This is a genomic window from Neisseria sp., from assembly GCF_041804105.1.
GTDB lineage: Bacteria > Pseudomonadota > Gammaproteobacteria > Burkholderiales > Neisseriaceae > Neisseria.
The window spans coordinates 1-13033 of record NZ_JBHCJY010000047.1; the positions used below are offsets into that span (position 1 = coordinate 1).

Genomic DNA, 13033 nt, shown 5'->3' on the forward strand with positions numbered 1-13033 from the left:
GCCACCACTTCGCCGCGTTTCTGCTCCCAATGCGGCTCGAAATAATGATATTTCACCAAATGCGGCGCCTCCTGCTCGATCCATTCGGGCTGGATGGCGACCACATCACGAGCATATAGCCGCGTGGTTTCGGTGAGTTCGGCGGCCATCACCCATTTGGGCTTGGATTTGAACAGCGCGGAAGCAGGGAATAAATGGAAGTGCGAACCGCGCGCGCCGGTGTAGTCGTGGCCGTCGGGCGATTTCATGCCCACATTGGCGATCAAGCCGGTGAGCAGGGCGCGGTGGATTTGTTCGTAGCCCGCTTCTTTGGCGGCACGGATCTGGGCGCGGTGCTGCTTTTTATCCAGTTGTTTTTGTTTAAGTTTGGCGGATAAATCTTGGTCGCCAGCCTGTTCAGACGGCCTCAACTGCTCTTGCACGGGCGGCCGTCTGAACGCCTGTTCTTTGCTGGTCAAACCCATTTCAATGGCGATTTCAGCCAATTGGCGGTGCAGCTCACGCCATTCGCGCATCCGCAGGTGCGATAGGAAATATTGGTGGCACCACTGCACTAATTGCTTATTTGACAAGCCTTTATCGCGCTCGCGCTGGAAGCTGTCCCAAATATTCAGATAGGCCAGAAAGTCGGACTGCTTGTCGGTAAACCGCTCATGCGCCTTGGCAGCCGCTTCGCGCGCCTCAAGCGGCCGCTCGCGCGGGTCTTGAATGGAAAGGGCGGAGGCAATCACCAAAATTTCCGCCATACAGTCGTGCTTTTTCGCCGCCAACAAAATACGGGCAATTTTCGGGTCGATGGGCAGCCGTGCCATTTGTTCGCCGAGTTTAGTTAGGCGGTAGCGGGGTTTGCTTGGCGTTTTCAGGCCGTCTGAAAGGGAATCAGACGGCGTTTTTATGTTGCTTTTCATGTTTTGCATAACGGATTCGTAGGTCGGGCATTTATGCCCGACATTGTTGGTTGTTTCTTGGTTTTTGTCGGGCATCAATGCCCGACCTACTCGTAATCAAAATCTTGGCTGACGCCGCCCCAATCTTCAGGGTAAATGCCTTGTTTCACATATTTGTGAAAAGTGGAAAACGGCCAATCTTTTGCCACTTTTGCATAACCGTGTTTTACAGGGTTGAAATGAATATAATCCATGCAATTTGCAAAATCTTCATCATCCCGTATGCAATGTTCCCAAAACCGCTGCTGCCAAATACTGCTTTGGCGTTTTTTGATTTCGTTTGCGGTTTTTGCCAGATTATCGTAATGCCTGCAATGATGGCTGACATAACGCTTGATTTGGTTCCAGCGAGTTGAAAAATCGGCATCGTTTTCAGGCATTTGCCAAATGGTGTGCAGGTGGTCGGGCAAAATAACCAAGGCTTCGATTTTAAACGGATATTTTTGCTGCACCGTTTTGAATGCCGTTTTTAAAACCGGCATAACATCCGGATTGGTCAATATCGGGCGGCGTTGGTAGGTTACCACCGTGAAAAAATAGTGCGAACCCTGCCGGTAAAAGCGTCGGTATTGCATTTTGTTTTCCCGTAAGCCGGCCATTAATGCCCGGCATGGTTTTATATGTGTTTATCGGTTTCTACACTTAAAATTATCTGGCCAGCAATTCGCTTAATAAGGCTTTGCTTTGTTGCAGCTCGCTAACCTGCCCATCTATGGCGTTGAGCCGTTCCATTAGCCTGCCACGCAAATCGGCACAGAAATTTTGCGGCTCATCGTGCAAGCAGTCGTGCATGAGTGCCAAGTCTTTGAGCGGTACGCCTGTTTTGTTGAGTAGGATGATTTTTCGGACAATAGCGATGTCGTCGGGGCTGTATTGCCGGTAACCGTTTGCGCTGCGCTTGGGCTCGATAAGTTTGAGCGTTTCGTAAAAACGCACCATACGGACGCTGCTGCCACAGGCGTGGGCAAATTCACTGATTTTCATGTTTGACCCTCTCACTATGTCATGGTTTAGAGTGGCTATTTTAGCTACCAAATAATGTGATTACCATGAGCAATAAGAACTTCACCAGCCGCCGCCAATTCTGTCTTACCGCAATCACACTGGCTGTTTCGGCTTGCGCAACAAAATTCCGATTTAAGCAAGAAGCAAAGGTGAAACGCGCTTTTATTATTCACGGCTGGGGCGCAACACCTGACGATCATTGGTTTCACTGGCTTTCAGACCGTCTGAAAGCACGTGGTTACACGGTGGACATGCCGATACTGCCCAATCCGACCGCTCCTGTTTTTGCCGACTGGCAACATACTCTTGCCCAACACATCGGTACGCCGCAGCCTGATGATTTATTTATCGCTCACAGCTTAGGCAATATCACCTTGCTGCATTATCTGTCACAAACCCGTCCACCCAAAATCGGCGGCTTAGTGCTGGTGTCGGCGTTTGACGGAAAGCTACCCAAGCTGGCTGAAATCGAAGGTTATTCTATTGATAATTATGTGACGCAAGCACGGTTGGATTTACCCGCCATTCGTAAGATGACGGCGAATATTGCCTGTATCATCAGCGAAAACGACCCATTGGTTGCGCCTGAAGCCAGCTTGAAACTGGCAAATGCTTTGCAGTGCCACATCATCACTGTGCCGAACGCAGGACATTTTTTGGCCTCGGATGGGTTTATCGAGTTGCCGCAGGTGTTACAGGCGGTGGATAAGTTCCGGTAAGATTTCCGACACAGTTTTATCGTTTATCGGTTTTAGTCGGGCATAAATGCCCGACCTACTTCAGGTTTCCTCCACCGCTCCCAGTTCCAACAACACCTGAAACCCATCGTTGATATACCGCTGGTCGGGTGCTTCGAGAAACGGAAACGCCGCCACATCGCCCAAGTTCAGCGCGGCCATGCGCAGGATGACCGCCGCCAGATTGCTGCGGATGATTTCGGGGTCGGTAAATGCGCTGCGCTGTTCAAAATCTTCTTCCGAATACAAGCGGATGCACACGCCGGCGGAGACGCGTCCACAGCGGCCGGCACGCTGGCGGGCGGCAGCTTGCGAGATTTTTTCCACATGAAGCTGCTCCACTTTGGCGCGCGCGGAATAGCGTTTTACCCGCGCCAAGCCGGTGTCGATTACATATTTGATGCCCGGCACGGTGAGCGAGGTTTCGGCGACGTTGGTGGCCAACACGATGCGGCGTTTCGTGCCGCCGGGGTGAAAGATTTTGTGCTGTTCGGCGTTCGACAAGCGGGCGAACAGCGGCAGGATTTCGTCGTGGCGGCGCAGCGGCGATTTGCGCAGGGCGTCGGCGGCTTCGCGGATTTCGCGTTCGCCGGGCAGGAATACGAGAATGTCGCCGCTGCCTAATTGCGCCAATTCGTCGGCGGCATCGACGATGGCATCGGCGATTTCGATTTCCGCTTCGTCTTCGTCTGCCGCGTGCAGCGGCCGGTAAAGGATTTCGACGGGATAAGTGCGCCCGCTCACTTCCAGCACGGGAGCGTTGTTGAAGTGTTTGGAAAAACGCTCGGCATCAATGGTGGCCGAGGTGATGATAATTTTTAAATCGGGGCGGCGCGGCAGCAGTTGTTTCAGGTAGCCCAGCAGAAAATCGATGTTCAGGCTGCGCTCGTGCGCTTCGTCGATGATGATGGTATCGTAGGCGGTGAGGTAGCGGTCGGTTTGCGTTTCGGCCAGCAGGATGCCGTCGGTCATCAGTTTCACATAGGCATCGCGCGAGGTGTTGTCGTTGAAGCGCACTTTATAGCCGACCGCTTCGCCGATGTTGCTGCCCAATTCTTCGGCAATCCGCTCGGCAACGGAGCGCGCGGCTAGGCGGCGCGGCTGGGTGTGGCCGATTAAGCCCGCGCTGCCGCGCCCCAGTTCCAAACAGATTTTCGGCAGTTGGGTGGTTTTGCCGGAGCCGGTTTCGCCGCAGATAATGGTTATTTGGTGGTTGGCAATAGCGGCTTTGATGTCGTCCAAACGCTCGTGCACCGGCAGCGTGCCGTCATACTGCGGCTTGGGCAGCGCGGCTTGGCGTTTCAGGTAGGCTTCGTGCGATTTTTGGTATTTTTTCTGCACGGCTTCCAGGCCGCCGAAGCGTTTCGGGTTTTTCAGGGCGTTTTGCAGGAAATGGCGGTCGCGGGAGAGGGTTTGGGAGAGGTCGGGCTGGGGCATGGTGTTGGAAAATATGCTGATAAAACAAGGGATGGCATTATAGCAAAAGGCCGTATCGCAGGCAGACGCGCAGGTTGAAAAGTTTCAGACGGCCTGTTTGCCGCCCAAGGTTTGCGCTACAATTCCGTCTTTGTTTTGAAAGGCGAAACGCTATGGAAAATCAGAATTTCGATCTGGACGAGCTGGACGATTTGCTGTCCGCATTCGACAACCAAACCGTTGAAGGCGGCGTGGATGCCGATGCGGGCGACGACGGCTGCGAAGGCGGCGCGTGTAAGATTTGAAACCAGAACAGGCCGTCTGAAACAGTTTTCAGACGGCCTGTTTGCTGGGATTGCTTTCAGATGAAGCGCAGATTTTCCCTTTTATCCCCAACGTACCCCAACCATGAAACATCCCGAATTTCCGCCGCCGCACACCCCGTTTTTCCTGCGCAACGGCCATGCCGACACGCTGTTTGCCAAAACGCTGCAATCCGCACCGCCATCCTACCGCCGCGAGCTTTTGCCCGACAGTACGGGACAGGCGCAGGTTGCGTATGACTTCATCGACGGCACGCGCGCCGATGCGCCGCTGATGGTGCTGTTTCACGGTTTGGAAGGCAGCAGCCGCAGCCATTACGCCGTGGAAATGATGAAGGCCGTACAGGAAAAAGGCTGGCACGGCGTGGTGGCGCATTTCCGCAGTTGCGGCGGCGTGGAGAGCACCGCGCCCGTGTTTTACCACTCGGGCGATTCGCGCGAAATCGGCTTTATGCTCGACACGCTGGCCGCGCGTTATCCGAAAATCTACGCTGCGGGCATATCGCTCGGCGGCAATGCGCTGGCGAAATATCTGGGCGAGCAAGGCAGCCGCGCCGTTCCCGCCGCCGCCGCCGTGATTTCCGCACCCGTGGATTTGGCGGCGGCGGGCAGCCGTTTCGACCGCGGTTCCACGCGCCTCATCTACACCCGCTACTTTCTCAACTCACTGATTCCCAAAGCAAAAGCAACGGGGTTCAATACAGGCCGTCTGAAAACCTGCAAAACGCTGGCCGATTTCGACGATGCCTTTACCGCCCCGCTGCACGGTTTCGCCGACCATCACGACTACTACCGCCGCGCATCCAGCAAACCGCTCTTGCCCGAAGTGGCCGCGCCGCTCTTGCTGCTCAACGCCGTCAACGACCCCTTCCTGCCGCCTGCTGCGCTGCCCTCCGCACAGGACGTTTCCCGAAGCGTTACCCTGCTGCAACCGCCCACCGGCGGCCATGTCGGTTTTGTCGGCAGAGATACCGGCGGCCTGAACATCCGCTGGCTGCCGCAAACGGTTTTGCGGTATTTCGAGCAGTTTGAATGAATATCCGCAATTGAAAACCCGTTCAGGCCGTCTGAAAAGATTTTTCAGACGGCCTGAACGGGTTTTTGCCGACCGATCGGCCGCCACGGAACAGAAAGGCAGTGTTCGGATATTGAGTTGATTACACACCGGCAAGACGGATTTCGCCCACTTCCGTCATTCCTGCGCAGGCGGGAATTCATATTTGCAATTCGGTATATTTATACCAAACAAACAGTTATGAACATCACAACTGGATTACCGCCTGTGTGGCAATAACGGAAGCAAGCATCAATGCAATATCCGGGCAGCCAACAGAAAATACAGGCATGGTCAGCCGTGACCAAACGGCGGAATCATCCGTATGCAAGTGCCTGACAACACGGCAATCCGTTTTTCAGACGGCATCGGTGGCCACTATGGCGTAAGGTTACGCCCGCTGCGGGCTAGCCAGCTACTCCGAAATAAAAAGCCGCTTACCGTTTTCCGCGATGCCGCAGCCATGCCGCGCGGATATGGTCGTAACACCAGTTGAAAACATAGGTGTACACCATCACGGCAACGGCCATGCCGATGTCCATCACCAACGCGTCCCACCAGCCGATGTCCAGCACATACACAATCAGCGGCAGGGTAAACACCAGCAGCAACAGCTCGAACAGCACCGTATGCAGCAGGCGCACGCCTACGCCGCGCTGCTCGCGCGCACCGGTAAAAACCTTATCGAACAGCCAGTTGAACACCACATTACAACCCATCGCAATCAGCGAAACCGCCACCAGCAGCCCCGCCAGTTCGCCCGTGCCGTGGCCGGTGATTTTGTTCAGCACCAATACGCTCAATACCAGCAACAGCAGCTCGAATAAAACGGCATGAAAAATGCGTTCGCGCACGGTCATGGGTAAATCTTTCCTTTTGGTTCGGAACGGTTTTCCGTGTGTTTTGTCGGGACAAGGCGTAAATCATCGTCCAACATCGTGTTTAGCCCCGCCGTGTCCGCCGTTATCAGGATACTCGGATTCAGAAACGGTTCCCGCCTGCTCGGGCACGGCGGCGGACTTTGCGGTCAAGCATCCTGCCGCGACAGGGCTGCCAAGTTGAACCGTATCCGCAGTATGGCTCTGCGCCCTATTCCGAAAATATCGGCAGTCCATAGACACCGACGATGGAAACAGCGGTGCAACAGGCCGTCTGAAAACCTGTTTTCAGACGGCCTTTCCGTCTCTTGCCTAATTATTTGCGCACGGCCAGATTGTCGCGGTGAACCAGTTCGGCTTCGTGCGCGTAGCCGAGTTTGTCGGCGATTTTTTCAGACGGCGTTTGCAGGATGCGGGCGGTTTCGTCGCTGCCGTAGTTGATCAGGCCGCGCGCCACTTCTTCGCCTCGGGCGTTGATGATGGCGACGAGTTCGCCGCGGTGGAAACAGCCTTCCGTTTTCACGCAGCCGACGCTCAGCAGGCTGGCGTGTTTTTCCAGCAGGGCGCGTTCTGCGCCGCCGTCGATGTGGATTTTTCCGGCAACCTGCACATGGCCGAGCAGCCATTGTTTGCGGGCGGCGACGCGGCTGTGCGCGCTGGTGAACAGCGTGCCGATGGATTCGCCCTGCTGCAGGCGCAGCAAGACATCGGGTTCGCGGCCGCTGGCGACGACGGTGGCAGCGCCGCTCAAGGCCGCGCGTTTGGCCGCCATGACTTTGGTGTACATGCCGCCGGTGCCGACACTGCTGCCTGCTCCGCCGGCCATTTGTTCCAAGTCGGGATGGTCGGCTTCGATTTGGTGGATAAACTTGGCTTGCGGATTTTTGCGCGGGTCGCTGTCGTACAGGCCGCTTTGGTCGGTCAGAATCACCAGCGCATCGGCATCGACGAGGTTGGTGACGAGTGCACCCAAAGTGTCGTTGTCGCCGAGTTTGATTTCGTCGGTGGTAACGGTGTCGTTTTCGTTGATGATGGGGACGATGCCTTTTTCGACGAGCGTGAGCAGGGTGCTGCGGGCGTTGAGATAGCGGGTGCGGTTGCTCAGGTCTTCGTGGGTGAGCAGGATTTGGGCGGTGTGGATTTGGTGGTAGGCGAAGGCGTATTCGTAGGCCTGCGCGATGCCCATCTGCCCGACGGCGGCGGCGGCCTGCAATTCGTTGATGGCGGTGGGGCGTTTCGGCCAGCCGAGCCGTTTCACGCCTTCGGCAATCGCGCCGCTGGAGACGAAAATCACGTGGGTGCCGCGGGATTTGAGTTCGGCGATTTGGGTCGCCCAGCGGTTGAGCGCAGCCTGGTCGATGCCGCGGCCTTCGGCGGTAACGAGGCTGGAACCGACTTTGACGACGATGAGTTTGGCTTGGGAAAGGTTTTGAATGGTCATGGCTGTTCTCGTGGAAACGGTTTTTCAGACGGCCTTTCGGCATCAGGCCGTCTGAAAACGGACAGATAGGAAAATCGGCACTTCAGGAGAACCTGTTTGCACGAACCTATTCGCGGTTGCGCGTGTGCCAGAAATACCGCCATACGAAAGCGGGAAAAGCGGCGACAAGATACAGGCAGACGACGACGGCGTAAAACTCCCACTGCTGCGGGTATACGCTGCCCGCGCGGGATTCGAGCAGACGGGCGAGCGCGGCGGTGATGCCGAAGCCGACGAACAGTTCGAACAGGTGGTGGCCGATGTGCTTCTGCCGCAGCGGGAAAATGCCGAGCAGTTTGCCGGTCAGGAACGGGGCATTGGCAAAGATGAGGGCCAATGCAAGGAGGGTGTACATAGGGGCGGTCATGGTGTGCTTTCAGATTCAAACCGTTTTTTGTTTTTAGTTTATTTCTGTTCAATCAGAAAATACCCATTTTTGCGCAACTCGGCAGGAGTATTTTTCTTAATTTTTGCACATAACTGCTCACCACATTTCACAACGTCAACATTCTGGAACAATGTAAGATTTTCTACACTTGCACTTTTCTCATTAATTATTCCACTATAGTACCAACCCAGCCATAATGCTGAACCAATAACACTTACCAATGCGAAGGCGGCCAAATATCCAATTTTTATCAAGACTGAACGGCTAGCAACATCTAATCGCTTCGTCGCAAGCGATATAAATTCAGAAAAATCAATCATTTGTCTTTTTAAATCCTCTATTTGCCTACTGAAATCAGAGAGTCCTTTTTGCCCACCTTCGGCTATTCTCTGTCGAATATCATCCGCAGTACTACCCAATTGATTAGCAACGGCATCCTCAACCAAACTGTTAACTTCATTCAATCTCACACTTAAACGATCTAAACCTTCTTTTTGTAATGTCAGTGCTTCCATACTTTGCTTTTGTAGTTCATTATGCAATATAGCGATATTAGAAATTAACTGCTGTATCTGTTGTTCATTCATTAGTAACTATCCTTACGGTATAATTATATCAGGCCATCTGAAATGGCCAATTTGACATTATTCTTACGACATAGTAATTCCGCGCGAATGTCTTTCTGCCAATCTTTCCATTTCACGCTGTCTTTCCTGCTGCTCAAATATCTGCTCCGCTTGCCGCACCTGTTCAAAGCTGTCCTGCTTATCAGTCAATGCTGCTGTTCGTGCATTTACCGAAGCCATTCTGAAGCCAGATACAGAATCGTCAACTATATTAATATTGCCGTCTTGGAAAGAAAGCATAGTTACACCTTGCATCCGTTCTTTATAACCATTTCCTGCTAATGCCATAACCGTATTATCTAATGACACCTCGTTGTAACGGATTCCTTTTTCTTGGTAATAGTTTTCCAAATGCTCCCTACATTCCCGACACAGATTCTTAAATGACTTAGGCATATCATTTAATGCTAAACGATCAAATAGGTTTGGTAGTATTTGGCCGGAATTTAAATCCTGACGATCTAAAAACTCCGCTTGTACAACAGATTGCTTATAAGCCTCCTGTACTTCGGGATTACTGACAAAATCAGTTAAAGCCTGTTTATCACCTGATTGCAAACGGGCTATCAGATTGTTAGTTTTATTTAGAAAACCAGGTTCAACTAAGGTAAAAATTGTCTGATCAATATTTTCATTGGGAGTTTTTTCATTTTCTACTTTTAAATACCATGGAGCTTTTTGTCGTGCGTCTTTTGTTTTATCTTCAATACGATTTAATGTACTTTTTTGATATTCGGGAACAATTGGAATTTGATTAAATATTTTAGCATTATTAAGCACATTAACACGGCCATCATCTTCAACAAGAGTTGACTTTCCCATGCCAAGTATAGATCCATTACCTCGATATTCAGGTATTTTTACCTTATGATTGTAAACACCACTATATCTTAAAGCATGAAAAACATAATCTACACAGCTATTACTTCCAGCGTTATATATAGAAGTACTAAATTTTCCATTTGTTAGATTAGAAATTTTTTTTGCATGGTTTTCTTTATCTAACGAAGCCTCACCAAAGGTCTTAAGTTTTTCGTACTGTTCCTTATTAATTTCTATAGTCCGTTTATAAGAAAATTCTTGATAAATTTTCTGCTCATCTGCTACTACATGACCTGGATATATTGGAGAAGAAATTTTCGGTGAAAAACCATAGCCACTCTGAACTTTACCGCCATCATCACTAATTGCATAAAATACATGACCTACTGATGAAGTATCCCTGACAATCTGTCCTTTGCTATCTTTATATTCCATCAGAGCACCTGGAGGTGAAATATATAGCGTTACAGTATATCTTTTTGTACTCATAAAATTTACCTTAAAAAGAAGTCAATTTATCCATTAACAGATGTAGCAAATAAACAGAACATGTTGTCAAGACACTAGAAAAAAAAGCACTCCATGCAGATTTTGTAAAAATTTTGGGCTGTACTAATGCAGGAATAATTGAAATAACAAAGGCAATAATGCTCCATACAAAATAAAGAATCCATAAAGCCCCAGCTTTAGGGTCTTTATAAGTCTCAATATAACAAAAAAAACCCATATAAACTAATGTTACAGTTAATGCCGAACCTGTTACTGCTGCACTACGTATCCGAGTGTATAAGACACACGCTAAGCAGAATGCCCCCCAATATAACAGCAGATTTATTCCAAAGTACATTATTTCATCAAAATTAGTTGGTATCGCCGTATAAAGCATTGCCCCTATAGGAATCAACATACCTATCAGCACACTAGCAATTGCAATCCTTTTTTCCATAAACTTTGTCCAATTCTTACTATTACTTTATTACGTATGATATTAATGTATAACTAAAAACCGTCTGAAAAACGGTTTCGGCATCATAACAGAAACGGCGGCCTTTTCGGGCTGCCGCATGGTTTCAGACGGCCTTTGCCGCTAAAAACTTCATCTGCCGTTCACAATATTGACCCGGCAGCTTAAAAGTTAATTCACTTTAGTGACGGAAAAATAGATAATTACACGTTTTACAAAACAGCTTTGCTTTCCATAAAAATGAAAAGGGATACAGGAAATGCGTGCATCAATGCTATACGGATGGCTGAAACAGTGGATGCTGTTTTGGACGGCCTCTGTGGCCGTTATGTCGGGCGGGCGGCTCTTTCTTTACGGTAAACATATCGACCATTCGGTCATCGGACAATATGCCGGAGATATTGCGGCTTTGTTTGCCCGAGGGCTGCTGTTCGACATCAAAGCCGCTTCCGTTATTACGGCGGTGCCTTTTGTTATCGGCCTGTTTTGCGCCGTTACCGGACGTTCTGCGCAAATCTTCAACCGGATGCACCGCGGCCTGCTGACTGTACTTTTTGCTCTTTTATTGTTGGTCACGCTTGCCAATACGGTCTATTTTCAGGTTTACGAAAAACAGTTTGATGTGTTTGTATTCGGACTGTTTGAAGAGGACACCCGGGCTGTATTGGCAACGATGTGGTCGGATTATCCGGTTTTGCGTATCGTTGCGGCCGTATTGCTGGGCGGGTGGCTGTTTTTCCAATGTACGCTGCGGCTGCCTTCGTACCGCACACCGAAACCGCTTCATCTTTCGCTGGTGTATGCGGTTGCGGCAATCTTGCTCGCGGTGGGGATTCGCGGCTCTTTCGGCAAATTTCCCCTGCGGCAGGACGATTCCAATATTTCCGCTTCGGTACAGTTGAACCGGTTGGTAGCCAATGCGCCGACGGCTTTGGATTGGGCGCGCAAAGAATTCCGCAACAGTAAAGCCTTCCGCCCCGCTCCGGATGAAGCAGGCATCCTGCTGATTGGCGAGGTTACGGGCAAACCCGCCGAAACTGCCGGATTGGGGCAATTCTTCGTGCAAACGCCGTCCAATCCCATTGCCGAAAAACACCCGCCCAATGTGGTATTTGCCGTGATGGAAAGCATGGGGCTTCATCTGCTGGAGTTCGACAACGGCAAACGGCAGTTGTTGGGCCGTCTGAAAAATCATTGGCAGCAGGATTGGGTATTCCGCAGATTCGTTTCCGAAGGCGACGGTACAAGCGATTCGCTGCACCGCTTGTTCGTGTGCAGCCCGCTGATGACCCTGAGCCAATCTACCGCCAAAAACACACATTTCCCCAGCAATATGTTTGCTCCGTTCAAAGCAGCAGGATACCGCGTGGTCTATATTACGGCGGGCAACGGCGGATGGCGGGATTTCGATACGTTCCTGCGGCATTTGGGTGTGGATGAATTTGCCGACGAAAACACGCTGAAACACCGCTATCCCGAAGCCGAATCGGCCACTTGGGGCGTACCCGACGAATTTATGTTCCGCTATGCGGCGGAAAAACTGTCGGAAGCGCAAAAATCGGGCAAACCGGTGTTTATCATGATGCTGTCGGTAACCAACCATCCGCCCTACAAACTGCCGCAGCCTGACAAAATCCAAGACTTCGGTTTAACGCAAGCCGAACAGAGCCGTCTTGCCAATCTGGCCGAAAATCCCGAACTCAATGAAATCTTCAATACGTTCCGTTATGCCAACGACCAGTTGGGGGGATTTATCGATAAGGTAAAAAATGCCTCTCCCGACACCATCATTGCCGCCACCGGCGACCACAACATGCGCGCCGTCGGTTATCCCAAACCGAACGAAGCGGCCTTGGGACACGCTGTTCCCTTCTATCTGTATGTGCCCGAACCATACCGGCGCAATGCCGTTTTCCGACCCGAAAGAGCCGGTTCGCATAAAGACATCATGCCCACGCTGTACGAATTAAGCCTTTCGGAACGAAGCTATTACAGCAACGGCTGCAACCTGCTTGCGGAAAAGCAGGACAAACCGTGGTGCGGTTACGGCTACAACACGGAAGTTGCCGTTTTAGACGACGGCTTTTACCACTTCGGCAACCAAACTTTTTTTCCTTGGACAGATGCCGCCGGAACACACGCGGGAGAACGCCCTGCGACACCGAAGCATCCCGAAAAAATCAGACAGGCCCGGTTCTACGGCGCATTTTTGGACTGGCAGCTGAACCGCATGGTTGTCGGGGAAACTGCGGTGAAATATAGCAAATAAACTTATTTATCGATACACACCTGAAACAGCCAATCCACATCCGTAATTCGCAGCCGATTCCTAACACCTTTAATCCAAGCCCACTTTTTCTCTATCTGATTCAGATCGGGGCTATAAGGTGGAA

The 13033-nt window shown here is 51.2% G+C and carries 14 protein-coding genes; 4 read left to right on the forward strand and 10 right to left on the reverse strand.

Annotation, left to right across the window (positions count from 1 at the left end; translation table 11 throughout):
- The 3 genes from ACEYDX_RS04645 to ACEYDX_RS04655 form a co-directional block, all read right to left on the reverse strand.
- A partial coding sequence (locus ACEYDX_RS04645) for an oligonucleotide/oligosaccharide-binding fold domain-containing protein (protein WP_373740865.1) occupies window positions 1-917 on the reverse strand: 917 nt, incomplete at its 3' end.
- A 77-nt stretch (window positions 918-994) separates the two neighbouring features.
- Entirely contained in the window at window positions 995-1522 is a 528-nt protein-coding gene (locus tag ACEYDX_RS04650) for a transposase (protein ID WP_373740866.1), read from the reverse strand.
- Window positions 1523-1595: 73 nt separating this feature from the next.
- Window positions 1596-1931 carry a MerR family transcriptional regulator gene (locus ACEYDX_RS04655; protein ID WP_373740867.1) on the reverse strand — a complete coding sequence of 112 codons (336 nt, stop codon included), beginning with the start codon at window positions 1929-1931 and terminating at the stop codon, window positions 1596-1598.
- 65 nt (window positions 1932-1996) lie between these two features.
- On the opposite strand from ACEYDX_RS04655, the gene ACEYDX_RS04660 reads away from it, so the two are divergent.
- Window positions 1997-2671: an RBBP9/YdeN family alpha/beta hydrolase gene (locus ACEYDX_RS04660; RefSeq protein ID WP_373740868.1), complete on the forward strand. Its 675-nt coding sequence runs from the start codon at window positions 1997-1999 to the stop codon at window positions 2669-2671.
- Between the two features lie 60 nt (window positions 2672-2731).
- On the opposite strand, the gene hrpA is transcribed toward ACEYDX_RS04660, so the two are convergent.
- Window positions 2732-4126, reverse strand: a complete 1395-nt coding sequence (gene hrpA / locus ACEYDX_RS04665; RefSeq protein WP_373740869.1) for an ATP-dependent RNA helicase HrpA — start codon at window positions 4124-4126, stop codon at window positions 2732-2734.
- Between the two features lie 152 nt (window positions 4127-4278).
- Here hrpA and ACEYDX_RS04670 point away from each other — a divergent pair, with 152 nt between their 5' ends.
- Together ACEYDX_RS04670 and ACEYDX_RS04675 are read left to right on the forward strand one after the other, a co-directional pair.
- Window positions 4279-4410 carry a hypothetical protein gene (locus ACEYDX_RS04670; protein WP_373740870.1) on the forward strand — a complete coding sequence of 44 codons (132 nt, stop codon included), beginning with the start codon at window positions 4279-4281 and terminating at the stop codon, window positions 4408-4410.
- A gap of 103 nt (window positions 4411-4513) precedes the next feature.
- The gene (locus tag ACEYDX_RS04675; protein WP_373740871.1) at window positions 4514-5464 is read left to right on the forward strand and encodes a YheT family hydrolase; all 951 of its coding nucleotides are present in this window, start codon (window positions 4514-4516) and stop codon (window positions 5462-5464) included.
- A 455-nt stretch (window positions 5465-5919) separates the two neighbouring features.
- Here ACEYDX_RS04675 and ACEYDX_RS04680 read toward each other — a convergent pair whose 3' ends face one another.
- From ACEYDX_RS04680 to ACEYDX_RS04705, 6 genes are all read right to left on the reverse strand, one after another.
- Window positions 5920-6342, reverse strand: coding sequence for a PACE efflux transporter (locus ACEYDX_RS04680; protein WP_373740872.1), 423 nt, complete (start codon window positions 6340-6342; stop codon window positions 5920-5922).
- A gap of 334 nt (window positions 6343-6676) precedes the next feature.
- Window positions 6677-7801, reverse strand: coding sequence for a glutamate 5-kinase (gene proB, locus ACEYDX_RS04685; protein ID WP_373740873.1), 1125 nt, complete (start codon window positions 7799-7801; stop codon window positions 6677-6679).
- A gap of 106 nt (window positions 7802-7907) precedes the next feature.
- Window positions 7908-8207: a DUF2818 family protein gene (locus ACEYDX_RS04690; protein ID WP_373740874.1), complete on the reverse strand. Its 300-nt coding sequence runs from the start codon at window positions 8205-8207 to the stop codon at window positions 7908-7910.
- 38 nt (window positions 8208-8245) lie between these two features.
- Window positions 8246-8815 (reverse strand): hypothetical protein, encoded by a 570-nt coding sequence (locus ACEYDX_RS04695; protein WP_373740875.1) that lies wholly within the window; start codon window positions 8813-8815, stop codon window positions 8246-8248.
- Between the two features lie 63 nt (window positions 8816-8878).
- Window positions 8879-10165: a hypothetical protein gene (locus tag ACEYDX_RS04700; RefSeq protein WP_373740876.1), complete on the reverse strand. Its 1287-nt coding sequence runs from the start codon at window positions 10163-10165 to the stop codon at window positions 8879-8881.
- 10 nt (window positions 10166-10175) lie between these two features.
- Window positions 10176-10622 carry a hypothetical protein gene (locus tag ACEYDX_RS04705; protein WP_373740877.1) on the reverse strand — a complete coding sequence of 149 codons (447 nt, stop codon included), beginning with the start codon at window positions 10620-10622 and terminating at the stop codon, window positions 10176-10178.
- A gap of 277 nt (window positions 10623-10899) precedes the next feature.
- Between ACEYDX_RS04705 and ACEYDX_RS04710 the strand changes: the two genes are divergently transcribed.
- A complete protein-coding gene (locus ACEYDX_RS04710; protein ID WP_373740878.1) occupies window positions 10900-12909 on the forward strand; it encodes an LTA synthase family protein in 2010 nt (669 codons plus the stop codon).
- The last annotated feature ends 124 nt before the right edge of the window (window positions 12910-13033 follow it).